We start from the raw sequence: 22,998 nt of genomic DNA on the forward strand, positions 1-22,998 counted from the left end.
CGCCTGTGCGGGAACGGCCGGGGAAGGGCGGAGTCCCTTCACCGGCAGGGCGGGCAGGGAACGGGCCCGCCGCGGGCGCCCGGACCGGACCCCGCACCGCCCACCGGCCCCCGCCCCCACCACCCCGTATCGTGGTTCCACACGTCACAGCCACACGTCACAGCCTCATGTCACAGCCGCTCCACCGCCGCAGCGGCCCGCAGCACACCGCACCCTGCGAGGAGCCCGCACCGCCATGGCCGAGCACGACGATCACCCTGCCTACCCCGTCGGACTGCGCCTGACCGGGCGCCGCGTCGTCGTAGTCGGCGGCGGCCAGGTCGCGCAGCGCCGGCTGCCCGCCCTCATCGCGGCCGGCGCCGACATCACCCTGGTCTCCCCGTCCGCCACCCCGTCGGTCGAGGCGATGGCGGACGCCGGTGAGATCCGCTGGGAGCGCCGCCGGTACGAGGACGGCGACCTCGCGGACACCTGGTACGCCCTGGTCGCGTCCAGCGACGCCGCAGCCAACGACGCCGCGTCCGCCGAGGCGGAGCGCACCCGCACCTGGTGCGTCCGCAGCGACGACGCGGAGGCGGCAACCGCCTGGACACCGGCCACCGGCCGCAGCGAGGGCATCACGGTCGCCGTCCTCACCACCACCTCGCAGGGCCGGGACCCGCGCCACTCCGCCGCGGTCCGCGACGCGATCGTCGAGGGCCTGCGCGACGGCACCCTCGCCGCCCCGCACCACCGCACCCGTGCCCCCGGCGTCGCGCTGGTCGGCGGCGGTCCGGGCGACCCCGACCTGATCACGGTCCGGGGCCGGCGCCTCCTGGCCGAGGCCGATGTGGTCATCGCCGACCGGCTCGGTCCCCGCGATCTGCTCGACGAACTCCCGCCGCACGTCGAGGTGATCGACGCGGCGAAGATCCCGTACGGCCGCTACATGGCGCAGGAGGCGATCAACCAGGCGCTGATCGACCACGCCAAGGCGGGCAAGGCCGTCGTCCGGCTCAAGGGGGGCGACCCCTTCGTGTTCGGCCGCGGTATGGAGGAGGCCCAGGCGCTCGCCGCCGAAGGCATCGCCTGCACCGTCGTCCCCGGCATCTCCAGTTCGATCTCCGTACCGGGGGCGGCCGGCATCCCTGTCACGCACCGCGGAGTCGCCCATGAGTTCACCGTGGTCAGCGGGCACGTGGCCCCCGAGGATCCGCGCTCACTGGTCGACTGGGAGGCCCTCGCGCAGCTGCGCGGCACCCTCGTCCTCCTGATGGCCGTCGACAAGATCGGCGCCATCGCCCGTGCGCTCATCTCCCACGGCAAGTCCCCCGACACCCCGGTCGCCCTGGTCCAGGAGGGCACCACGGCCGCTCAGCGCAGGGTCGACGCGACCCTCGCAGACGTCGGGGAGCGGGTCGTCGCGGAGGACGTGCGTCCGCCCGCCGTGATCGTCATCGGCGCCGTCGTCGGCGTCGGTACCGGCCCGGTCACCGGTGGGGAAGCATCGTCCCGTGGCTGAACTCATCACGATCGACGACCCCGACGACCCGCGGCTGAGCGACTACACGGGCCTCACGGACGTCGAACTCCGGCGCCGCCGGGAGCCCGCCGAAGGTCTCTTCATCGCCGAGGGCGAGAAGGTCATCAGACGGGCCGCGGACGCCGGGTACGAGATGCGGTCCATGCTGCTGTCCGCCAAGTGGGTCGACGTGATGCGCGATGTCATCGACGAGGCCCGCGCACCCGTGTACGCGGTCACACCGGAGCTCGCCGAACGCGTCACCGGCTATCACGTGCACCGCGGAGCGCTCGCCTCCATGCAGCGCAAACCGCTTCCCGACGTGAGCTCCCTCCTGGCCCCGGAGTCCGGGAACGTCCGCCGGGTGGCCGTCTTCGAGGACATCGTCGACCACGCCAATCTCGGAGCGGCCTTCCGCAATGCGGCAGCACTCGGCGTCGACGCCGTCCTCCTCACCCCGCGCTGCGCCGACCCCCTGTACCGGCGGGCGGTGAAGGTGTCGATGGGGTCCGTCTTCCTGGTCCCGTGGACCAGGCTCGGTTCATGGCCCGAGGACCTCGACCTGCTCCGCTCGGCCGGCTTCACCACGGCCGCGCTCTGCCTCAGCGACCAGTCGATCACCCTGGACGCCCTGGCCGCACGTCGGTACGAGAGGCTCGCGCTCGTCTTCGGCACCGAGGGGGACGGGCTCACCCCGGCGGCGCTGGCCGCCGCGGACGAACACGTCCGCATCCCCATGGACGCCGGAGTCGACTCGCTCAACGTCGCCGCGGCCTCGGCCGTCGCCTTCTACGCGACGCGTCCCGTCTCCGCCTGACCGGACCGCGCCCCCTGCTGATCCGCGGCCCGGTACGCGTCGTGGGCCGGGGACGGCGTGCCGCCCAGCCCTTGCGAGGGGCCCTGGCAGCCCTGCGCGGCCGCGATCCCCAGCGCCACGAGCAGGGTCACGACGACGAACACGACGAGCCGCTGGCGCAGCAGCCGTGGATTGGCTGGCCGCCGCTTGCCGCCCTTCCCGGCGGAGGTCGTCCGGACCCCGGGGCGGGTGCCCGGACGGCCGTTCGTTCCGGTGGTGCCCTGCGGACGCTTCCCGGAGTGCCCGGTGCCGCGCGCCGCCTGGGGGCGTGAGCCACCGGTACGGGGCGCCGCCGAGCGCGACGACGAGGGACGCCCGGCCGCGGGACGGGGCGCCGGAGTGGGGCCGGCCGCCGCACGCCGGGTGTGCTGCTCGGTGTACGGGCCGTCGAGGAGACCGGTCGGCCGGTCCAGCTCCTGCTCGGCCCGCTGGGCGGGCGGCCTGCGCTCCTGCAGTCCCTGCGCCTCGCGCGCGGCGATCTCCTTGAGCCGCATCGAGAGCTGCAGCGTGCTCGGCCGCTCCTCCGGGTCCTTCGCCAGACAGGCGCGCACCAGCGGAGCGAGCGCGTCGTGCACCTCGAAGAGATGCGGCTCCTCGTGCACCACGCGGTAGAGCATCACCTCGGAACTGCCGTGCCCGAAGGGCGAGTCGGCCATCGCCGCGTACGCCAGGGTGGCGCCCAGCGAGAACACGTCGGTGGCGGGCGTCACCGCGGCGCCCCGCACCTGCTCGGGCGCCAGGAAGCCCGGCGAACCGACGGCCGTCCCGACATGCGTGAGCGTGCTCGCCCCGGTCGCCCACGCGATACCGAAGTCGATGATCCGGGGGCCCTTGGGGGAGAGGAGGATGTTCGACGGCTTCAGGTCACGGTGAACCACCCCGGCCTCGTGCACCGCCACCAGCCCTTCGGACAGCGCCGCACCGATCGAGGCCACCTCGGCCGCCGACAGCGGCCCCTCCTCGACGACCTTGTCGTGCAGCGAAGGCCCCGGGACGTACTGCGTCGCGAACCACGGGCGGTCCGCCTCCAGATCGGCGGCCACCAGACGCGCCGTACAGCCGCCGCGGATCCGGCGGGCGGCGGACACCTCGCGCGCGAAGCGCGAACGGAACTCCTGGTCCTCCGCCAGATCAGGCCGGATCACCTTGAGCGCCACCCGCTGGCCCCTGCGGTCGGAACCCAGATAGACCACACCCATGCCGCCCGCGCCGAGCCGCCGGTGCAGCCTGAACGAGCCGACGACACGCGGGTCCTCGCGCCGGAGCCGCATCATCGCCATCGTCTGCCCATCCCCGCTGCCGGTCCGCCTGACGAGGCACAGCTTACGTACCCGTGGCGCGGCGCGCTCAGAGGCCGCGCCCTCGCCGGCCCATCGATTGTCAGTGCCCGGTGAGAGAATTGAGGAGTGGTCAGGGAGCCGGAGATCCAGGCCCTGTGGCCCGTGCGAGATCTCAAAGGACCGTCGCAGAAGGGGGATTGGATCAATGAAGGGCGATCGCGTGGAGATAGTCGTGGACGCGGGAGACACGACTCGGACGTACGAGGTGGTGGCCTCCAGGGCAGGCCGCCGGGTGGAGACAGCAGTCCGTCGAGGGGTGGTCGAAGTGAGCGAAGTCACCCGAAGTGGATCAGTTGTCCGAACCGCCCGCTTCATGGCGACCAGGGTGCTCGCCCTGGTCGAACAACCGGTACCGAGGGAGGACGATTCCGAGCGTCCCCTCCGGGAAGACCCCAAGGCCTAGCGCCGCGTCTCCACCCAGGGGAGTACACCGAATGCCGACGGCTCATCCTCCGGGAGGCCCGGTATTCGGTACGCGGGCATGACGCCCGAGGGCTTCCGCCTCCCTAATGTTGAAGTCAAGCGGCGGGCGCAGAACTCGTCCCCCGAGGTCGAACGCCCGCCGCTCCGAAACAGGTCAGGAGAGGAACCATGGCGGACACGGCAACGCGGACCATGATCCGCGCACAGGGACGCAGGGCCTACGCCTCGTTCGGTGCACGCCCGTCCGGTACGCGCCACCCCCTGGTGGCGACAGCCATGGTCCTTCCCCTGGCGGCCCTGCTCGTAGTCGTCTTCGGCGGCTGGGACGCAGTGGTCACACAAGCGTCGTCCGTGGGCGTGATGCTGGGGCGCTGAGCGGCGCCCCGGGTCCGGAAGAGCGGTCCGGACCAGGACATCCGGCCAACAACCCCGTGGGGACGGGGGTGCGGCGGACGGCAGCGTTTGTCCGGCCAGCTGGGGAGCTGGCCGGACATCGCGCTGTCCGGACCCCTTCGGGCTGCCGGGCGGCCTCCGGCCGGGCGCCCCGTACGCTCGTCGCCGGGACCGGTCGCAGGGCCGGCCGATCACCGCCGGGGGAGCCGAACCGATGACCACCACCCCTGTCGCACGCGTACTGGGCGACCTCGCCCACGCCGGCGGCCGTGCCTGTGCCGCCGCGTGCGACTGCCCGCCGCCCCGGGTGCTCGCGGACCGGCCCGACGGAACAGTGGTCCGCAGGGGGCCGGTGGTCGCCAAGGCGCACGCCCCGGACACCGACCGGCCGGACCTGGCGGACCGTCTCGCCCTGGCCGCGGCACCGCTCCTCACGGGCGTCCTGCTCCCGCCCCTGCCGGTCCCCGCACCCCGTCAGGCGCCGGAAACCGCGGCGCGCCGCCCGGCGCCGGGCGCGCCCCCGGCTGCCCTCCTCGGGATGACGCCCGACGGCCGCCCCGTCAGCCTCTGGCCGCACGGCGAACCCGTCGACCCCTCGGACCCCGACGCCGCTCCCTGGGAGGAGGCGGGCACCCTCCTGGCCCGGCTGCACCGCACCCCGCCGCCCCATCCGCTGCCGCCCATGCGCGGACCCGCCAAGGCCGCCCGGGCCGTCGCGCGGATGCGTGCCGCCCGGCCCGGCGACCCGGACACCGCTCCGGTCCTCGCCGCCTGGCGCGGCCTGCCCGCCTGGGCCCGTGACGAGGCGCCGTCCACCGGGCTCCGGGCCCGCTTCGTCTGCCACGGAGACCTGCACCTCGGCCAGCTCGTCCGCCACCCGGCCCCGAACGGCCCCTGGTTGCTGATCGACGTCGACGACGCGGGCCTCGGCGACCCCGCCTGGGACCTGGCGCGCCCCGCCGCCTGGTATGCGGCGGGGCTGCTGGACCCCGAGGTCTGGCTGCGCTTCCTGGACGCCTACCGGGCCGCGGGCGGCCCCGCCGTACGCGCCGAGGGGGACCCGTGGCCCGACCTGGACGTCGCCGCGCGCGCGCTCACGGTGCAGACGGCGGCGCTCGCCTTCGCCAAGTCCGCGGCGGAGGGCCGAAGTCCGGATGAGGTGGAACAGTTGATGATCGACGCGTGTGTCCGAATTGCGTCCCTCCCGCCCGAGTTGACACCCGAGCCCTCGTCGTAGGGTGAACCGACTGCCGCCGGGCATGCATTCCGGCGACATCGAAACGACGGTGAGGAGCCGGCCCGATGATCCAGTGTCCCAAGTGCCACGCCCAGATGAACACGTACAACCGCAACGGTGTCCAGATCGAGCAGTGCACCGGCTGCCGCGGCATATTCCTCGACTACGGCGAGCTGGAGTCCCTGACCCGCCTCGAGTCGCAGTGGTCGCAGCAGGCCCCGCCCGCTCCGCCCGCCCCCCAGGCGTACCCCGCCGCCCCGCAGGCGTACCCCGCGGCCCCGGCTCCCGCGTGGGGTGCGCCGCACCAGGGGCACCACGGACACCACCGCCAGAAGAGCTTCGGCCGGATGCTCTTCTCCTCCTGAATCCCTGCGGGGCCCGGGCGCGTTGCGTCCGGGCCCGTCGCGCCGCATTGCATACCGTCGACGAAGTTCGGTTTTGATCTAGTCATGGGCATGATCGCTGCCTAGAGTGCGGGGCCATGAACTTCCTCGACAGGTCCCGAACTGTCGCACCCCCGGGCTGGAGCCGCTGGCTCGTGCCACCCGCCGCGCTCGCCGTACACCTCTCCATCGGACAGGCCTACGCCTGGAGCGTGTTCAAGCCCCCACTCGAATCCGCCCTCGGGCTGTCAGGCACCGGAAGCGCCCTCCCGTTCCAGCTGGGCATCGTGATGCTGGGTCTCTCCGCGGCCTTCGGCGGCACCCTCGTCGAACGCAACGGTCCCCGCTGGGCGATGTTCGTCTCCCTCGTCTGCTTCTCCTCCGGCTTCCTCGTCGCCGCCCTCGGTGCGGCCACCGGCCAGTACTGGCTCGTCGTCCTCGGCTACGGCTTCATCGGCGGGATCGGGCTCGGCATCGGCTACATCTCCCCGGTCTCCACCCTCATCAAGTGGTTCCCCGACCGCCCCGGCATGGCCACGGGCATCGCCATCATGGGCTTCGGCGGCGGTGCCCTCATCGCCTCGCCCTGGTCCACGGGCATGCTCGAGAGCTTCGGTACGGACCGCTCCGGCATCGCGAGCGCCTTCCTCGTCCACGGCGTCGTCTACGCGGCGTTCATGGCGCTCGGCGTCCTCCTGGTGCGGGTGCCGCCGGACGGCTGGCTCCCCGACGGCTGGGAGCCGAAGCAGGAAACCCGCAGGCTCGTCACCAACGCCCAGGTCTCGGCGCGCAACGCCCTGCGCACACCGCAGTTCTGGTGCCTGTGGGTGGTCCTGTGCATGAACGTCACCGCGGGCATCGGCATCCTCGAGAAGGCCGTGCCGATGATCCAGGACTTCTTCACGGACACCTCCACCCCGGTGTCGGTCTCCGCCGCGGCGGGCTTCGTCGCCCTGCTCTCGCTGGCCAACATGGGCGGCCGTCTTCTGTGGTCCTCCACCTCGGACCTGATCGGCCGCAAGAACATGTACCGCGTCTACCTCGGTGTCGGCGCGCTGATGTACGTGATGATCGACCGGCTCGGCAACGACTCCAAGCCGCTCTTCATCTGCTGCGCGCTGGTGATCCTCTCCTTCTACGGAGGAGGGTTCGCGACCGCTCCCGCCTACCTGAGGGACCTCTTCGGCACGTACCAGGTCGGAGCCATCCACGGCCGGCTGCTGACCGCCTGGTCCACGGCGGGCGTACTCGGTCCGCTGATCGTCAACAGGGTCGCCGACGCGGGGGAGCGCGCCGGACACAGCGGACCCAGCCTCTACACGACCTCCCTGACCATCATGATCGGGCTGCTCGTCATCGGCTTCGTCGCCAACGAGTGCATCCGCCCCGTCCATCCGCGCTTCCACGAGACCCCGGAAGGGAGCAGCCCCCGTGTCCACCAGGAGTCGTAAGCCGCTCATGGTCCTCGTCTGGCTCTGGGTCGCCGTGCCCTTCGGCTACGGGCTGTACGAACTGGCCCGCAAGGCCACCCAGCTCTTCACCGGCTGACCGCAGGACAACGACGAAGCCCCCGGTCGTCGAGACGACCGGGGGCTTCGAAACGGTGCGCGATACTGGGATTGAACCAGTGACCTCTTCCGTGTCAGGGAAGCGCTCTCCCGCTGAGCTAATCGCGCAGGGTGACCCTGCGTGTACTGCGTGCGCGATACTGGGATTGAACCAGTGACCTCTTCCGTGTCAGGGAAGCGCTCTCCCGCTGAGCTAATCGCGCGGGGGTCCTTGCGGACCGGTGGACGATACTGGGATTGAACCAGTGACCCCTTCCGTGTCAGGGAAGTGCTCTCCCGCTGAGCTAATCGTCCTTGGAGGTGGAGACGGGATTTGAACCCGTGTAGACGGCTTTGCAGGCCGTTGCCTCGCCTCTCGGCCACTCCACCAGGGATGGGGGTTCGGGAAGATCCCCCACCTTCTGCGAGCGGACGACCAGGTTCGAACTGGCGACCTCAACCTTGGCAAGGTTGCGCTCTACCAACTGAGCTACGTCCGCTTGTCATTCCCGTTCGGCTTGCGCGTCCCGGTGACGTGTTGAACTCTAGCGGATTCCCGGGCCAGCACAAAAACGCGTTTGCGCAGCGTGCTGCGCTGCCTCCGCCCCGCCGCAGGTCACCGTGCACCGTTCTAGACTCACCAGAGTGCACGACCTAGCTCCCATGGCCCGCTTCGGCGGCCTCATCGCCTCAGGCCTGCAGGATGTGACCAGCGATCCTGCGGCTCTCGAATCATCCGGTTTCTGGGCCGTATCCGCCGATTTCGAGGGCCGTCTCGTCTGCGCCCGCTTCTCCACCGTACGGACCGAGCAGGTGCCCCTTCCCGTACCCGGGGCCTGGCGTGGCCCGGCGCCGCAGGACTGGATCTCATCGCTCGACGAGGACGCCTACAAGGCCGGCGTACGGCGGATCCGTGAACACATCGCGGCGGGCGAGGTCTACCAGGCCAACCTCTGCCGGGTCCTGTCCGCACCGCTGCCCGGCCCCGCCGCCGACGTGGACGCCCTCACCGCCCTGCTCGCCCGCGGCAACCCCGCCCCCTACGCGGGGACCATCCGGCTGCCGGCCCAGGGCGTCGAGATAGCCACCGCCTCCCCGGAGCTCTTCCTGAGGCGCGACGGCCGGATCGTCGAGTCCGGGCCGATCAAGGGAACCGGGCGGACCGAGGGCGATCTGCTGGAGAAGGACCACGCCGAGAACGTGATGATCGTCGACCTGGTCCGCAACGACCTGGGCCGGGTCTGTGCGACCGGCAGCGTGAGCGTCCCCGATCTCTGTGTGGTGGAGAAGCACCCCGGACTCGTCCACCTCGTCTCCACCGTGCGCGGCCGGCTGGCCGACGGCGCCGGCTGGCCGGAACTGCTCACCGCCGCGTTTCCGCCCGGATCCGTCACCGGTGCCCCGAAGTCCAGTGCGCTGAGGATCATCGACGCCCTCGAGACAGCGCCGCGCGGTCCGTACTGCGGAGGGATCGGCTGGGTCGACGCGGACAGGGGCACCGCGGAACTGGCCGTCGGCATAAGGACCTTCTGGATCGACCGCACCGACACCGCGCCCGTGCTGCGGTTCGGTACCGGAGCCGGCATCACCTGGGGGTCCGACCCGCAGCGTGAATGGGCGGAGACCGAGCTGAAGGCGTCCCGGCTGCTCGCTGTAGCGTCGGGCGCCTACGAGGAGACAGGAAGGACCGCGTCATGAGGATTTGGGTCAACGGCGAACTCCGGGACGCCGATGACGCACGGGTGTCCGTGCTCGATCACGGACTGACCGTGGGGGACGGCATCTTCGAGACGGTCAGGGTCGCCCACGGCCGCCCCTTCGCGCTGACCCGGCATCTCGACCGGCTGACCCGCTCGGCCCGTGGCCTCGGTCTGTCCGACCCCGACCAGGACGAGGTCCGCCGCGCCGCGGAGGCCGTCATCGCGGCCAACCCCATGGCGCTCGGCCGGCTGCGGATCACGTACACCGGAGGCCTCTCACCCCTCGGTTCCGACCGCGGCGACGCGGGGCCCAGCCTCGTCGTCGCGCTCGGCGAGACGTCACGCCGTCCGGACAGCACAGCCGTGATCACCGTTCCCTGGACGCGCAACGAACGGAGCGCGGTGGCAGGGCTCAAGACCACCTCGTACGCCGAGAACGTCGTCGCCCTCGCACGCGCCCACGAGCGGGGCGCCTCCGAGGCGCTCTTCCCCAACACGGTCGGGCAGCTCTGCGAGGGCACCGGATCCAATGTCTTCGTCGTGCTCGACGGCCGGATCCACACCCCTCCCCTCACCTCCGGATGCCTTGCCGGGATCACCCGCGCACTGGCCGTGGAGTGGACCGGCGCGCAGGAGACGGAACTGCCGCTGGACATCCTCGAAACGGCCGAGGAGATCTTCCTGACCTCCACGCTCCGCGACATCCAGGCCGTCCACCGGGTGGACGGACGGGAGCTGCCGGGCGCGCCGGGGCCGGTGACGGCGAAGGCGATGCGGATCTTCGACGAACGCGCGGGCGACCACCTCGATCCCTGAGCCCGTCCGGCAAAAACAGGTGACGGACCGAGGACGAGCGGATAGAACACCCCTGATGACCACGACCCTCCGGCCGACCGGGCCGATCCAGCAAGGCGCCGACGGCGCACAGGAACGCACGTACGACGTGTGCGACAACGGGCGTCCCGTCGGTTCCGTCGGCGTCTCCACCGATCCGGTGTTCGGCGCGTCGGCCGGGATAATCCGGTCGCTGCGCATCGAGGAACCGCACCGCAGGCGGGGCCGGGGCACCATCGCCGCCCTCGCCGCGGAGGAGGTGCTGCGCAGCTGGGGCTGCACCCAGGTGCGGCTGGTGGCTCCCGCGGACAACGGGGCCGCCCGGGGGCTCGGGGCCGTGCTCGGCTATACCGAGCGCAGCCGGAACATGGTCAAGGAACTCCGGCGGACGGCGCCCGCACTCCCGGACGGCGTCACCGGGCGTCCGATGAGCGGCCAGGAATTCGCCGACTGGGCGAGCACCAGCGTGGAGACGTACGCGCAGAACTGGATCGAGCGCGGCGTCCCTGAGGAGCAGGCCCGGCGGAAGTCCGAGACCGACCACGCCACGAACCTGCCGGACGGTCTGGCCACCGAGGGCATGCACTTCCACGTGCTCGTCCACGGCGGCGACGTCATCGGCCATGTGTGGGTGGCGCGGCACGAGACACCGCAGGGCGAGGCGATGGGATACGTCTTCGACGTCGAGGTCCGCGGAGAGTACCGCGGACACGGGTACGGCCGTGCGCTGATGCACCGTGCCGAGGACATCACGCTCGACTCGGGGCTCGGCAGGCTCGGCCTGCACGTCTTCGCGTCGAACACCCCCGCGCTGCGGCTGTACGAGTCGCTCGGTTACGAGCCGACCCAGTACAACCTGGCCAAGACGTTGTAGGCGGCCCTCCCCACCGGACCGCGCCCCCTCGCCATCGGACCGCGGCCCGTCGCCGCCGGGCGGACCCGACGTCAGCCGCGGTCGGCCAGCAGACGGTCCGCGATCTCCTCGATCCGCTCGCGCAGACCTTCCTGGCTCTTGCCACCGTCCAGCCGCTCGTCACCGATCACATACGTCGGGGTTCCGGTGACCCCGATGGCCTTGCCCTCGGCCTGGTCCGCGTCGACGATCAGCATGTGCCGGCCGTCGATGAGCGCGGTGTCGAACTCCTCGGCGTCCAGCTCCAGTTCACGTGCCACATCGAGCAACACGGGTTCACCGGTACGGGCGAGGTCGGCGGTGCGGGCCAGTACCGCCTCGATGTACGGCCACCCCTTGCCCTGCTCGACGGCCTCCTCGGCCGCCTGGGCAGCGGCGTACGCGTGCTTGTGCTTCTCCAGCGGGAAGTGGCGCAGCCGGATCTCCAGCCGGTCGCCGTAGCGGGCGCGAAGGGCGTGGACATCCGAGAGGGCCTGATGGCAGTCGGGGCACTCGAGCTCGCACCAGATGTCCAGGACGACCGGGGCTGCGGGGGTGGAATCGCTCATGGGATCAGTCTTTCAGGCCGGACCTCCGCTTCCCAATCGGGACCTGGGGAGGACCGCAGCCCTGAAATGTCCCTGATGTGGCCCGGGACCGTGGCCCCAGAGCCGCGACCGGTGCAGGATGGAAGGGACGTTTCCCGATGTGCTGGAGGCACCGATGCTTGCCGAGACCATCTGTTCCGCGGTGTCGGCGGCAGGCCTGGGCATCGCCGCGATCACCGCGTACCGCAAGCGATTCCTCGCGGCGACCAGGATCGCCGCCTACTCGCTGGTGCCTGTCGGCCTCGTGATGACCGGTGTCGTCGAGTGGTTGTCCGACATCGTGTTCAAGCCCAGCGTCTGGCTCGGCTTCGGGCTGCTCGCGCTGGCGTGGCTCCTCTTCATGACCACACGGGCGGTGGAGCGTCGTAGTGGCTCCACCCGCAAGGAACGCAAGGCCGCGCGGGCGGCGTCGCAGGGCGACGCGGTCTCCCCGGCCGCGTCGACACCCTCACTGACGTCCGCGAACACGACGCCCCGCCCGGAGCCCCGAGCGAAGAAGGAGCCGCAGGGGGCCGCCGCGCCGGGCGAGGACTTCAGCGACATCGAGGCGATCCTGAAGAAGCACGGCATCTGACAGGGCGCACCCGGCGCTGTGTGACGCTGCCATGATGGCTGCATTATGAATCGATTCATGGCTGGAGGCGAGCGCGAGCCGCTCGTCTCCGCTTCGCGTATCGGTATATTCGGGGTTGCTCCGATCCGATCTTGACGGTATCCGGGGATGGAGCTAGCGTCCCGAACGGATTGAAACAATTCATTCCTGGGCCGCAGGGCAAGGACGACGGGCCGGCGGATCCAGCCGGATGACGTCGGCAGGACAGGGATACGCCGCGCCGATGCGCGGCGGCCGGACGCATCAGTGGGGCAGGGCAAGTGGGGCGTGTGGCAGGGATCAAGGATGTGGCCCGGCAGGCCGGAGTCTCGGTGGGCACCGTCTCCAACGTGATCAACCGCCCCGAGGCGGTGCTTCCGGACACCCGGGCCCGGGTGCTGGCGGCGATCGAGGAGCTCGGTTACGTACGCAGCGAGTCGGCCAGGCAGCTCAGGGCGGGCCGCAGCCGGATCGTGGCCCTGCTCGTCCTCGACATGGGCAACCCCTTCTTCGTCGACATCGCCCGCGGCGCGGAACGCGCGGCCCGGGACGCCGGCCTCGGCGTGATGGTGTGCAACAGCGGCCAGAGTCCGGAGGAGGAGGCCGAATACCTCGGGCTCTTCGCCGAACAGCGCGTCTGCGGGGTGCTCGTCACCCCGGCCGACGCCACCGGCGGCAACCTCGAGGCGTTCGCCCGCCACCGGATTCCGTACGTGCTCGTGGACAGGGTGGCCCCGGGTGCCGAGACCTGCGCCGTCTCCGTCGACGACGTACGCGGCGGCAGGCTTGCCGTGGGGCACCTCGTCTCGGCGGGGCACCGCTCCGTCGCCTATGTCAGCGGCCCCGGCGACCTGCACCAGATCAGGGACCGCCGTGAGGGCGCCCTCGCCGCCCTCGCGGAGGAGGGACTCGGTCCCGAGGCCCTCGTCGAGATCCCGTCCGACCGCCTGGACGTGGCGGCGGGCCGGGACGCCGGGGCACGGCTGCTCGGCCTCGTACCGCGCCCGACCGCCGTCTTCTGCGCCAACGACCTGCTGGCCCTCGGTGTCCTTCAGTCGCTCTACGCGGCGGGCGTCCGGGTGCCGCAGGACGTCGCCATCGTCGGTTACGACGACATCGAGTTCGCCGCGGCGGCCGCCGTGCCGCTGACCTCGGTCAGGCAGCCCGCCGTGCTCATGGGCAGGATGGCGGCGGAGCTCCTTCTCGAGGAGGCGGACGACGTGGACGGCAGCCATCGGCACCGCAGTGTGGTGCTCCAGCCGGAGCTCGTCGTACGCGCGTCCAGCGCCGCTCCGCGCTGACCCGCGGGCCGTGCCCGGAGCGGGGTCCTCGGGGCGTGGGCGACGGGTGCGAATGTGTGACGGGGGATCGGACGCCGGAGCGAATCCATGCCGTTTGCGGAGGGTGAACTCCCCGTGCGATAAAGCGTGTTGATCGCCAACAGGGGTGCCTCTGCGTCATGATCGCCTCGAGATGGTGGACACATACCGGGGCGAGGCCCCCGCACCCCCTGCCGAAGAGCCGCGTGGCTGCCTCTTCGCGCTGTCCCAGCCACCCCTGATGATCTTTCTGACGGTGATCGGCAGTCTCCTGCTGATGGCCGCGCTGCATGATCTTTTTCTGCTGTGAGCGGGCACCGGCATCCGCGGCCGCCGCTTCGCCCGCCACCCTGCAGGGGCCCGTCAGGCGCGTGCGGCGACGGTCAGCGCGCCGCTTCCCTGCGCCGTGCCCGGTACGCGGCGACATGGAGCCGATTACCGCAGGTGCGGCTGGAGCAGTAGCGGCGCGAGCGGTTGCGGGACAGGTCGACGAACGCGCGCCGGCAGTCCGGCGCCTCGCAGCGGCGCAGCCGCTCCTGCTCGCCCGCCACGACGATGAAGGCCAGAGCCATGCCGCAGTCGGCCGCGAGATGGTCCGAGACGGAGGCGTCCGGCGCGAAGTAGTGGACGTGCCAGTCGTAGCCGTCGTGGTTCGTGAGCTGCGGGGTGGTACCCGCGGCGGCCACCAGCCGGTTGACGAGTTCGGCAGCCGTACGGGCGTCGGGCGCCGCGAACACCTCCGCGAACAGGCTCCGCACGTCCCGTACGGCGCGCAGGTCCTTCTCGCCGAGCTCGCCCACGCCGCTGATGAGATGGCGCTCCGCGAAGTCGTAGAGCGCGTCGACGTCGGGGAGTCCGTCGGCCGGCTCGCTCTCCGGCGCGGTGTTCACCAGATCGACCACCGTGTCGAGGGCGATCCGGGTGTCGTGTGGGATCAGCACGCTTCGCTCCCTGGCCTCCGGCGGGCGGGTGCCCGCCGATGCCGGGTGACTCTACTGGCTCGGCGAAGGCGCCACGGGCCCGGTAGGGGCTTACGGGCGAGCGGGAGGGCCTTTGCAGGTCGGCTGAGCCGCCGAAGCGCGTGACGGCCGTCTGGCGGCCCCGGTGGTCACTCGACGGTCACTCGTGAGTCGCTTCGGTACCTGTGGGGCGTGTGGGGGGCGTGGGGTCGCCAGGACGGGACCGGACCGGACCGTCGGTCGTGGGGGACCGCGTGACCGGGACCGCCGCGTCAGGGGACCGCGGGACCGAAGCCGTCGTGACCGGGAGACGCGCAGCACGGAATCCCGGTGCCCCCGGCGCGCGCCGACGCCGTCGCCGCGGTGGGTTCCGCGGCGGCGGCGTCGGTGTCTGCCGTATGAGGTTGTCCGCGCGACGCCGTCTCCCCGAGTCGGACGGCGTCCCGCAGCTCTCGGCCTGGCTCAGCTCTCGGCCAGGATGTGTGAGAGCTCCGTATCGAGATCGAAGTGACGATGCTCGGTGCCCGGCGGAACCGCGGCGTCGGTCCTCTTCAGGAACGACTCCAGGGCCCTTGCCGGAGCTTCTAGCAGGGCTTCTCCCTCCGGGGAGCTCAGTGCGATGCAGACGACGCCCTGGCCGTGACTACGTGATGGCCAGACACGGACGTCTCCGGTGCCGGTGGGCCGGTGCAGCCCCTCGGCAAGGAGGTCACGGGCGAAAACCCACTCGACCGTCTCCTCCGCTCCGGTGTGGAAGGTGGCGTGCACGGCATAGGGATCGGCCGTGTCATACCGCAGGCCCGCGGGTACAGGCAGTGAGGACTCGCTCGACACAACGAGGCGCAGGTGCAGCTCGCAGCTGACCGTGGTGTTCATAAGCGCCAGGGCCTTTCGCTCAGTGTGCGCTCGGGGATTCGCACGTCGGCGAAATCGACATGCCACCTACGGTGGTGTTGTAAACCCCTCTGACCTATTTGTGATGCTTCGGGCGTGTTGTGGGGCGGTGTGTAACTTTGGGTGATGCGTCCATTCCAGTGACCCACACCGTTCGGGTAGGTTGGGGTTCATGAATGCGGAGAGTGACGAGCGGAGCGAGGTCGCCTCACGGCCGGCCGCGGAGTCCGCGACGGGGGATGCGGCGAAGACCGAGAGGGAGCTGGGCTCTCGGGCGCCGGGGTTCATCAAGGCGTCCCGGCTGTTGCATGTGAGCTGGCAGGTCGGCATTTTCGTCGTGGGCCTCGCGGTGGTCGGAGCGGGCATCGTGATGCTGCCGCTGCCGGGCCCCGGGTGGCTGGTGATCTTCGGAGGCATGGCGATCTGGGCGACGGAGTTCGTCTGGGCGCAGCTCGTCCTGCGCTGGACCCGGCGCAAGGTCACCGAGGCTGCTCAGCGCGCCCTCGATCCCAAGGTGCGGCGGCGCAACATCATCCTCACCACGGTGGGGCTCGTGATCATCGCCGTGCTCGTGGGGATCTACGTCTGGAAGTTCGGGATCACCATGCCGTGGAAGATCGAGCAGTGACCCGTTGATGGTCCGGAGGCGCCGCTGACATGGGGTAATGTTTGCGGTGCGCCGGGGCGATTAGCTCAGTGGGAGAGCGCTTCGTTCACACCGAAGAGGTCACTGGTTCGAACCCAGTATCGCCCACCCCGTACCGATGGCCCGGAAGCTTCACACGAAGCTTCCGGGCCATCGGTGTTTTCGCATGCAGGTGTTCGGCGGGCCGGGCATTCCGCCCCGGTTGTTCGGCGGGCCGGGCGTTCCGCCGATTTTCGTCCGAACCGTTGACGAGCCGGGTGCCGCTCCTTACTTTGACCCAGCAAGCGCTTTCTAAAACGATTCAATGCGATGGTGGGGGCAAGAGATGTCTCGGAACAACGGCATGGACCGGCGGCAGATGCTCAAGCTGGCCGGCCTCTCGGCGGCCGGTCTCGGACTGACCGCAGCCGGTTGCGGCTCGGGCGGAAGCGGCAGTTCCGGGGGTACGGTCACCATCCGGCACTCCTGGTGGGGCGCCGACGACCGGGCGAAGAAGGTTCAGCAGTGCGTCGCCCTCTTCGAGAAGAAGCACCCGAAGATCAAGGTGAAGACGGACTTCCAGCAGTACCCGGACTTCTGGAAGAAGTTCAACACGCAGGCGGCCGGCGGCAACCCCCCGGACGTCATCCAGAACGCCGTGACCTTCCTGCGCAAGTACGAGGCGAAGAACGTCCTCCTCGACCTCCACCCCCAGGTGGAGAAGGGCAACCTCAGCCTCGACGGCTTCCGTTCCGGGCTGGAGAAGTTCGCCGAGGTCGACGGCAAGCTCCTCGGCGTGCCGGTCGGCAGCAACTCGATGGCCCTCGTCATCGACGAGAGGGTCTACGAGAAGGCCGGCATCGCCCCCGAGATCGGCTGGACCTGGGACGACTGGTACGCGGGCCTGCAGAAGATCAAGAACGGCCAGAAGATCGCCGGCGACGCCGGACCGCACGGCGTGATGTACCTGTACGACCTGATACTCCGCCAGAACGGCAAGGCGTTCTTCACCGAGGACGGCATGGGCTTCGGCGAGACCGAACTCCTGCCGTACTGGACCGAGGCGCTGGAGCGGGTCAAGTCGGGTGTCTACGCCGACCCCAAGAAGGTCGAACAGATCAAGCCCGCCTCCGCGACCGCCAAGGGACTCTCCGCCGGAGAGTTCACCTGGGACAACTTCTCCGTCCGCTACAGCGCCGAGGGCAAGAGCAGCTACGGCCTCGCGCCCATCCCCAGCACCGACGGCAAGAAGACCGGCCAGTACCTGGGTTCGCTGATGCTCAGCGGCACGGCGCGCACCAAGCACCCGGCCGAGGTGGCCACCTTCATCGGCTTCATGACCCACGACCCCGCGGTCGCCAGGATCATGGGGTACGACCGCGGCGTACCCGCCACCACCGCCCAGTTCGAGGCCTACCAGCCCACCGACGCCCCCAGCAAGGCGATCGCCGCGTACGAGTCCGCGATCGCCGGCGCGGGCATCCTGGAGCCCATCACACCGCACCCGGCGGGCGCCGACGTGATCGAGGCGGCCTTCCTGCGCATCTCCGCCGACCTCTCCCTGGGCAAGGCCTCGCCGAAGGACTCCGTGAAGCAGTTCTTCTCCGAGGCCAAGACCGCCCTCGCCTCGAACTGAGAGGGGCCGTGGTGACTCACATCCAGACCTCCTCGGGCGCACTCGCGCCCGGGGACGACCGGTCCGCGGAGAAGCGGACCGGTCCCGTGGGAAACGCGCCGCCCGCCGGCCCCGAGCGGGCCGGCAGCCGCGAGAACCTGGCCGGCTACCTGTTCATGTCGCCCTGGATCGCGGGCTTCCTGTTCCTGATCGCCGGGCCCATGGTGTTCTCGCTGTACCTCTCGTTCACCGAGTACAACCTGTTCGAAGCCCCGCGCTGGATCGGCCTGCAGAACTTCACCGACATGTTCGCCGACCCCCGGTGGCGCCAGTCGGTCAAGGTCACCTCCTGGTACGTACTGATCGGCACCCCGGTCAAACTGGCCGCCGCACTCGCCGTCGCGATGCTGCTCGCCCAGAAGCGGTGGGGCCAGTCCTTCTACCGGGCGGCCTTCTACGCCCCGTCCCTGATCGGCGCGAGCGTGTCGGCGGCCATCGTCTGGCGGGCGCTGTTCTCGGACGACGCCCTCGTCGACCGTACGCAGAAGGTGTTCGGCGTCGAGGTGGGCGGCTGGATCGGCGACCCCGGGATGATCATCTATGCGCTGATCGCCCTCACCGTCTGGCAGTTCGGCGCCCCGATGGTCATCTTCCTGGCCGGTCTCAAGCAGGTACCGCGGGAACTGTACGAGGCGGCCGAGGTGGACGGAGCGGGCCCCTGGCGCAGGTTCTTCCACATCACCCTGCCGATGATCTCGCCGGTGCTGTTCTTCAACGTCCTGCTGGAGACCATCCACTCCTTCCAGATCTTCGGCTCCGCCTACATCGTCAGCAACGGCAGCTGCGGACCGGCCGACGCGACGCTCGTCTACACCTGTTACCTGTACGAACAGGGCTTCGTGAACAGCCGGATGGGCTTCGCCTCAGCCATGGGATGGCTGCTGCTCGTCGCGGTGGGCCTGGTCACCGCCGTGCTGTTCTGGTCCCAGAAGCGCTGGGTGCACTACGAGGAGGGCGGCCGATGAGTCTCCTGCACGCAGCCGTACGACGCCGGGGACCCGGCGCGATCGCCTGGCACCTCGGTGCACTCGTCATCCTCGCCGTGGTCCTCTACCCGGTGGTGTGGACGATCGGTGCCTCGTTCAAACCCAGCGCGGACATCATCGGCGCCCTGGACCTGTTCCCGGCCGACCCCATCACGGACAACTACACCAGGCTCACCGAGGGCATCGCCGACATCCCCATCTCGACGTTCTTCCTGAACTCGGCCTACATCGCAGTCGGTTCGGTCATCGGCGTGGTGCTGTCCTGCTCGCTGACGGCGTACGCCTTCGCGAAGGTCCGCTTCGCCGGCCGCAACGTCATGTTCGCCATCATGATCGGCACCCTGCTCCTGCCGTACCACGTGCTGATCATTCCCCAGTACGTGCTGTTCCAGAAGCTGGAACTGATCAACACCTTCACGCCGCTGCTCATCGGCAAGTACCTCGCCACCGACGCCTTCTTCGTCTTCCTGATGGTGCAGTTCATGCGTGGTCTGCCCAAGGAGCTCGACGAGGCCGCGCGGCTCGACGGCTGCGGGCACCTGAGGATCTACTGGTCGATCGTCATGCCGCTCTGCCGGCCCGCGCTCATCACCAGTGCCATCTTCACCTTCATCAACGCCTGGAACGACTTCATGGGGCCCCTGCTCTACCTCAACGAGCCGGACAAGTACACCGTCTCCATGGGGCTGAAGATGTTCATCGACCAGGACGCCGTGGCCGACTACGGCGGCATGATCGCCATGTCGCTGGTCGCCCTGCTGCCCGTGCTGGCCTTCTTCCTGGCCTTCCAGCGCTACCTGATCGACGGCATGGCCACCTCCGGCCTGAAGGGCTGAGGCCGCCGTGACGACGAAGTCCCGCACCGCGGAACGCCGTTCGCGTGTCATGGACCGCTTCGGTCTGTTCTCCGAATGCCTGCTCACCGGCGTGTGGATCGCCGTCGCCGCCCTGCCGCTCCTCACGTTCCCCGCGGCCTTCGCCGCGGGGACCCGGCACCTGCGCCGCCATCTGGCGGGCGAGCAGGGCGGCTTGCGGGAATTCATCGCCGACGTACGCGCCGCCGCCCCCGGCGGCCTGCTCGTCGGCGTGTCCGTGTGGGCGGCCGCAGCCCTGCTGTGGCTCGACCTGTCGGCCGTACGAGCCGGGCTGCCCGGCGGCCCCGTCGTGGGCGCCGTCGGCATCCTCGCCCTGATCGGCTACATGGTCGCGGTCCTGCGCGCCGCCGCGTGCTGGGAGCCCGGCGACAGCTGGCGCTCCCTCCTCGCCGCCGCGGGCCGCCGCACGGTCCGCGACCCGGCCGGCTCCCTCCTGCTCGTCTGCGGGATGGCCGTCGTCGTGCTCTCCGGAGCCCTGGTGCTGCCGCTGGCCGTACCCGTCGTCGGGGCCGTCGCAGCCGCCGCCACCGCCGTAGAGGCACGCCGGCTCGCCCGCTGACCCCCCTCGTACCACCTTCTCGATGTCCCCCGTCCTCACGGAGAGAGGCACAACCATGTCCAGGATGCCCCGCAGAACGCTCCTGAAGGCCGCAGCGGCGGCCGGCGCGGCCGCCCAGGTCAGCTGGACCTTCGGCGCCACCACCGCAACCGCCGTCCCTGGCGTGGACAGGACCAACGAGCCCGTCCCCCTCACCTGGCTCGAGCCCGGCGGCCTCGGGGCCGCCCCCGGGTCGACGCTCGGTGTGCCCTGGCCCAAGGGGCAGTACGCGAAGGACCAGACGTTCGCGCTGGCCACCGAGGACGGCGAGGACGTCCCCGTACAGACCTGGCCGATCGGCTACTGGCCCGACGGCTCGCTCAAATGGACCGCTCACGCGGTCGGCCCCGAGGTCACCGCGAAGAAGTTCGCACTCACCACCGGGACCCCCGCCGCCCCGGAGAACAAGGTCACCGTCACCCGCGCGGGCGGCACCCTCACCGTCTCCACCGGGGTGATCACCGCCAGACTCGGTACCAACGGCTCCGCCCTGGTCAAGTCCGTCACCCGCGGCTCCACCGAAATCGCCCGCAACGGCCGGCTCGTCCTGCTGCGCCAGGGCGAGATCGAGGACGGCGACCAGGGCAACGAGAAGTACGAGCGCTTCGAGAGCGTCATCGAAGCCGCCGAGACCGAGCAGGGCGGCCCCGTCCGTGCCGTCGTCCGCATCGACGGCAAGCACCGCAAGGGCTCCCGCTCCTGGATGCCGTTCTCCGTACGGTTCTACTTCTACGCGGGCGCGGACTCCTTCCGGATGATGCACACCCTCACCTACGACGGCACGCAGGAACCCGGAAAGGCGAGCGGCGACTTCATCCGCGGCCTCGGCGTCCGCTTCGGCGTCCCGATGCGCGACGCCGCCCACGACCGCCACATCCGCATCGGCGGCGACGGCACCGGCCTCCTGCGCGAGGCCGTGAAGGGCATCACCGGTCTGCGCCGCGACCCCGGGGTCGCCGTGCGCGAGGCACAGTTCGCGGGCCGGAAGCTCCCCGACCCCGCCACCTGGGACCAGCGGGTCACCACCCGGCTCCCGTACATCCCCGAGTGGGGCGACTACACGCTCTCCCAGCTCTCCGCCGACGGTTTCGGGCTGCGCAAGCGCACGAGGAAGGGCCACGGGTGGATCCCCGCCGGAGGCGGCACGCGGGCCTCCGGCTTCGGGTACGTCGGCGGGCCGAGCGGCGGATTCTCCTTCGGTCTGCGCGACTTCTGGGAGAAGCACCCCGCCCAGCTCGACATCCGCGACGCCCAGACCGACGAGGCCGAAGTCACCCTCTGGCTCTGGTCACCCGAGGCGCGGCCCATGGACCTGCGCTTCTACCACGACGGCATGGAACAGGACACCTACGCCGAACAGCTCGAAGGCCTCAACATCACCTACGAGGACTACGAGCCCGGCTTCGGCACCCCGTACGGCATCGCGCGGACGAGCGAACTCCTCTTCTGGGCCAACGAGTCCACCCCCGCCGCCGAGACCCTCGCCCGGCAGGTCGACGCCGTACGCACCCCGCCCCAGCTCGCCGCGCCGCCCAAGCAGCTCATCACGGCAAAGGTCTTCGGCGGGCTCTTCGCCGAACCCGACCGGTCCACCGCCGCCAAGTCGAAGATCGAGGACCACCTGGACTTCCTCTTCACGTACTACAAGGACCAGGTGGAGATGCGCCGTTGGTACGGCTTCTGGGACTACGGCGACATCATGCACACCTACGACCCCACCCGCCATCAGTGGTGCTACGACGTCGGCGGCTACGCCTGGGACAACTCCGAGCTCTCGCCCGACCTGTGGCTCTGGTACGCGTACATGCGCTCGGGCCGCGCCGACATCTACCGCTTCGCGGAAGCCATGACCCGGCACACCGGCGAGGTGGACGTCTACCACCTCGGCAAGTGGGCGGGACTCGGCACCCGCCACGGCGTCCAGCACTACGCCGACAGCGCCAAGCAGCAGCGCATCGCGAACACCACCTACCGCCGGATGTTCTACTTCCTCACCGCGGACGAGCGCGTCGGCGACCTCATGCACGCCAATGTCGACTCCGACGAGACCTTCCTCGCCCTGGACCCCATCCGCAAGATCCGCACCGAGCCCTACACCCCCGACCGGCACGCCCTGTCCATCGGCTTCGGCACCGACTGGAGCGGCCTCGTCTCCGCCTGGCTCACCGAGTGGGAGCGCCGCGGCCCCAAGTGGGAGAAGGCCAGGGACCGGGTGCTGTCCACCATGGAGACGATCGCCGCCCAGCCCAACGGCTTCGTCCAGGGCGTCGGTCTGTACGACCTCGACACCGGGAAGTTCGCGATAGCCGAGAAGCCCGCGGTCGGTGTCTCGCACCTGTCGGCCATGTTCGGCCTGGTCGAGCTCAACGCCGAACTCATCGACATGATCGACATGCCGGAGTTCGAGGCGGCATGGATCGACTACTGCCGCTACTTCAACGCCACCAAGGCGGAACAGACCGCCCGCTACGGCAGCAACTTCGGCACCCTGCTGCTGTTCCAGGGCCATTCCCGCCAGGACGCCTACGCCGCCGTACGGACCGGGGACGTCACTCTCGCCACCCGGGCGTGGAAGCAGTTCTACAGCAGCGCCGACACCTGGGACTACAAGGAGACGACCGACTGGAGCACCCACAAGGTCGAGGGACCGACCGGACCCGTACCGGGCAGTGAAGCGGCCTGGGTCAGCACCAACTCCACCGCCCTGTACGGACTCGCGGCGATCCAGAACCTCGCACTCGTCGGGGACAGGATGCCTTAG

The 22,998-nt window shown here is 70.4% G+C and carries 23 protein-coding genes and 6 tRNA genes; 20 read left to right on the plus strand and 9 right to left on the minus strand.

Annotation, left to right across the window (positions count from 1 at the left end):
- Positions 1-235 precede the first annotated feature (235 nt).
- Together cobA and ACFW9O_RS01490 are read left to right on the plus strand one after the other, a co-directional pair.
- Positions 236-1,501 (plus strand): uroporphyrinogen-III C-methyltransferase, encoded by a 1,266-nt coding sequence (cobA, locus tag ACFW9O_RS01485; protein ID WP_384603805.1) that lies wholly within the window; start codon positions 236-238, stop codon positions 1,499-1,501.
- Entirely contained in the window at positions 1,494-2,318 is an 825-nt protein-coding gene (locus ACFW9O_RS01490; RefSeq protein WP_384603808.1) for a TrmH family RNA methyltransferase, read from the plus strand. The genes cobA and ACFW9O_RS01490 overlap by 8 nt, the downstream gene beginning before the upstream one ends.
- Here the strand turns inward: ACFW9O_RS01490 and ACFW9O_RS01495 are convergent.
- The gene (locus tag ACFW9O_RS01495; protein WP_384603811.1) at positions 2,291-3,637 is read right to left on the minus strand and encodes a serine/threonine-protein kinase; all 1,347 of its coding nucleotides are present in this window, start codon (positions 3,635-3,637) and stop codon (positions 2,291-2,293) included. The two genes, ACFW9O_RS01490 and ACFW9O_RS01495, sit on opposite strands and share 28 nt — an antisense overlap.
- A gap of 205 nt (positions 3,638-3,842) precedes the next feature.
- Between ACFW9O_RS01495 and ACFW9O_RS01500 the strand changes: the two genes are divergently transcribed.
- From ACFW9O_RS01500 to ACFW9O_RS01520, 5 genes are all read left to right on the plus strand, one after another.
- Positions 3,843-4,100 (plus strand): hypothetical protein, encoded by a 258-nt coding sequence (locus tag ACFW9O_RS01500; protein ID WP_329212876.1) that lies wholly within the window; start codon positions 3,843-3,845, stop codon positions 4,098-4,100.
- A gap of 188 nt (positions 4,101-4,288) precedes the next feature.
- Positions 4,289-4,495 (plus strand): hypothetical protein, encoded by a 207-nt coding sequence (locus ACFW9O_RS01505; protein ID WP_329212877.1) that lies wholly within the window; start codon positions 4,289-4,291, stop codon positions 4,493-4,495.
- Between the two features lie 232 nt (positions 4,496-4,727).
- Positions 4,728-5,750: a phosphotransferase gene (locus tag ACFW9O_RS01510; RefSeq protein WP_384603814.1), complete on the plus strand. Its 1,023-nt coding sequence runs from the start codon at positions 4,728-4,730 to the stop codon at positions 5,748-5,750.
- Between the two features lie 65 nt (positions 5,751-5,815).
- Complete coding sequence (locus ACFW9O_RS01515; protein ID WP_351180772.1) at positions 5,816-6,115, plus strand: zf-TFIIB domain-containing protein; 300 nt, start codon at positions 5,816-5,818, stop codon at positions 6,113-6,115.
- 116 nt (positions 6,116-6,231) lie between these two features.
- Positions 6,232-7,584 carry an OFA family MFS transporter gene (locus ACFW9O_RS01520; protein ID WP_384603817.1) on the plus strand — a complete coding sequence of 451 codons (1,353 nt, stop codon included), beginning with the start codon at positions 6,232-6,234 and terminating at the stop codon, positions 7,582-7,584.
- A gap of 153 nt (positions 7,585-7,737) precedes the next feature.
- On the opposite strand, the gene ACFW9O_RS01525 is transcribed toward ACFW9O_RS01520, so the two are convergent.
- From ACFW9O_RS01525 to ACFW9O_RS01545, 5 genes are all read right to left on the minus strand, one after another.
- Positions 7,738-7,809: transfer RNA gene (locus ACFW9O_RS01525), tRNA-Val, on the minus strand.
- Positions 7,810-7,832: 23 nt separating this feature from the next.
- Positions 7,833-7,904 (minus strand) — tRNA-Val (locus ACFW9O_RS01530).
- A gap of 19 nt (positions 7,905-7,923) precedes the next feature.
- A tRNA-Val gene (locus tag ACFW9O_RS01535) sits at positions 7,924-7,995 on the minus strand.
- 1 nt (position 7,996) lies between these two features.
- Positions 7,997-8,070 (minus strand) — tRNA-Cys (locus ACFW9O_RS01540).
- Between the two features lie 37 nt (positions 8,071-8,107).
- A tRNA-Gly gene (locus tag ACFW9O_RS01545) sits at positions 8,108-8,180 on the minus strand.
- A 163-nt stretch (positions 8,181-8,343) separates the two neighbouring features.
- Between ACFW9O_RS01545 and ACFW9O_RS01550 the strand changes: the two genes are divergently transcribed.
- From ACFW9O_RS01550 to ACFW9O_RS01560, 3 genes are read left to right on the plus strand one after another with little or no spacing between them, the layout of a single operon-like run.
- Positions 8,344-9,378: a chorismate-binding protein gene (locus tag ACFW9O_RS01550; RefSeq protein WP_384605212.1), complete on the plus strand. Its 1,035-nt coding sequence runs from the start codon at positions 8,344-8,346 to the stop codon at positions 9,376-9,378.
- Entirely contained in the window at positions 9,375-10,196 is an 822-nt protein-coding gene (locus ACFW9O_RS01555; RefSeq protein WP_384603819.1) for an aminotransferase class IV, read from the plus strand. Before ACFW9O_RS01550 ends, ACFW9O_RS01555 begins: the two co-directional genes overlap by 4 nt.
- Positions 10,197-10,251: 55 nt before the next feature.
- Positions 10,252-11,088 carry a GNAT family N-acetyltransferase gene (locus tag ACFW9O_RS01560; RefSeq protein ID WP_384603821.1) on the plus strand — a complete coding sequence of 279 codons (837 nt, stop codon included), beginning with the start codon at positions 10,252-10,254 and terminating at the stop codon, positions 11,086-11,088.
- A 71-nt stretch (positions 11,089-11,159) separates the two neighbouring features.
- On the opposite strand, the gene ACFW9O_RS01565 is transcribed toward ACFW9O_RS01560, so the two are convergent.
- Positions 11,160-11,675 (minus strand): DsbA family protein, encoded by a 516-nt coding sequence (locus tag ACFW9O_RS01565; protein ID WP_351180760.1) that lies wholly within the window; start codon positions 11,673-11,675, stop codon positions 11,160-11,162.
- A 154-nt stretch (positions 11,676-11,829) separates the two neighbouring features.
- On the opposite strand from ACFW9O_RS01565, the gene ACFW9O_RS01570 reads away from it, so the two are divergent.
- From ACFW9O_RS01570 to ACFW9O_RS01580, 3 genes are all read left to right on the plus strand, one after another.
- Positions 11,830-12,288 carry a hypothetical protein gene (locus tag ACFW9O_RS01570; protein ID WP_384603825.1) on the plus strand — a complete coding sequence of 153 codons (459 nt, stop codon included), beginning with the start codon at positions 11,830-11,832 and terminating at the stop codon, positions 12,286-12,288.
- A gap of 299 nt (positions 12,289-12,587) precedes the next feature.
- Positions 12,588-13,607 (plus strand): LacI family DNA-binding transcriptional regulator, encoded by a 1,020-nt coding sequence (locus ACFW9O_RS01575; RefSeq protein ID WP_384603827.1) that lies wholly within the window; start codon positions 12,588-12,590, stop codon positions 13,605-13,607.
- 172 nt (positions 13,608-13,779) lie between these two features.
- Entirely contained in the window at positions 13,780-13,935 is a 156-nt protein-coding gene (locus ACFW9O_RS01580; RefSeq protein WP_351180752.1) for a hypothetical protein, read from the plus strand.
- 73 nt (positions 13,936-14,008) lie between these two features.
- On the opposite strand, the gene ACFW9O_RS01585 is transcribed toward ACFW9O_RS01580, so the two are convergent.
- Together ACFW9O_RS01585 and ACFW9O_RS01590 are read right to left on the minus strand one after the other, a co-directional pair.
- On the minus strand, positions 14,009-14,566 hold the full coding sequence (locus ACFW9O_RS01585; RefSeq protein WP_351180749.1) for a CGNR zinc finger domain-containing protein: 558 nt from the start codon (positions 14,564-14,566) through the stop codon (positions 14,009-14,011).
- Positions 14,567-15,046: 480 nt separating this feature from the next.
- A complete protein-coding gene (locus ACFW9O_RS01590) occupies positions 15,047-15,460 on the minus strand; it encodes an SsgA family sporulation/cell division regulator (protein WP_003959770.1) in 414 nt (137 codons plus the stop codon).
- A gap of 190 nt (positions 15,461-15,650) precedes the next feature.
- Between ACFW9O_RS01590 and ACFW9O_RS01595 the strand changes: the two genes are divergently transcribed.
- From ACFW9O_RS01595 to ACFW9O_RS01625, 7 genes are all read left to right on the plus strand, one after another.
- Positions 15,651-16,106: a TIGR02611 family protein gene (locus ACFW9O_RS01595; protein WP_351180745.1), complete on the plus strand. Its 456-nt coding sequence runs from the start codon at positions 15,651-15,653 to the stop codon at positions 16,104-16,106.
- A 54-nt stretch (positions 16,107-16,160) separates the two neighbouring features.
- Positions 16,161-16,232: transfer RNA gene (locus tag ACFW9O_RS01600), tRNA-Val, on the plus strand.
- Positions 16,233-16,449: 217 nt separating this feature from the next.
- Positions 16,450-17,739: an extracellular solute-binding protein gene (locus ACFW9O_RS01605; RefSeq protein ID WP_351182253.1), complete on the plus strand. Its 1,290-nt coding sequence runs from the start codon at positions 16,450-16,452 to the stop codon at positions 17,737-17,739.
- An 11-nt stretch (positions 17,740-17,750) separates the two neighbouring features.
- Positions 17,751-18,743 (plus strand): carbohydrate ABC transporter permease, encoded by a 993-nt coding sequence (locus tag ACFW9O_RS01610; protein ID WP_384603832.1) that lies wholly within the window; start codon positions 17,751-17,753, stop codon positions 18,741-18,743.
- A complete protein-coding gene (locus ACFW9O_RS01615; RefSeq protein ID WP_384603834.1) occupies positions 18,740-19,600 on the plus strand; it encodes a carbohydrate ABC transporter permease in 861 nt (286 codons plus the stop codon). The genes ACFW9O_RS01610 and ACFW9O_RS01615 overlap by 4 nt, the downstream gene beginning before the upstream one ends.
- Before the next feature lie 49 nt (positions 19,601-19,649).
- Positions 19,650-20,198, plus strand: a complete 549-nt coding sequence (locus ACFW9O_RS01620) for a hypothetical protein (RefSeq protein WP_384605215.1) — start codon at positions 19,650-19,652, stop codon at positions 20,196-20,198.
- Between the two features lie 55 nt (positions 20,199-20,253).
- The gene (locus tag ACFW9O_RS01625) at positions 20,254-22,998 is read left to right on the plus strand and encodes a Tat pathway signal sequence domain protein (protein WP_384603837.1); all 2,745 of its coding nucleotides are present in this window, start codon (positions 20,254-20,256) and stop codon (positions 22,996-22,998) included.

Origin of the sequence: Streptomyces sp. NPDC059499 (genome assembly GCF_042749285.1) — a bacterium.
Taxonomy (GTDB): Bacteria; Actinomycetota; Actinomycetes; order Streptomycetales; family Streptomycetaceae; genus Streptomyces.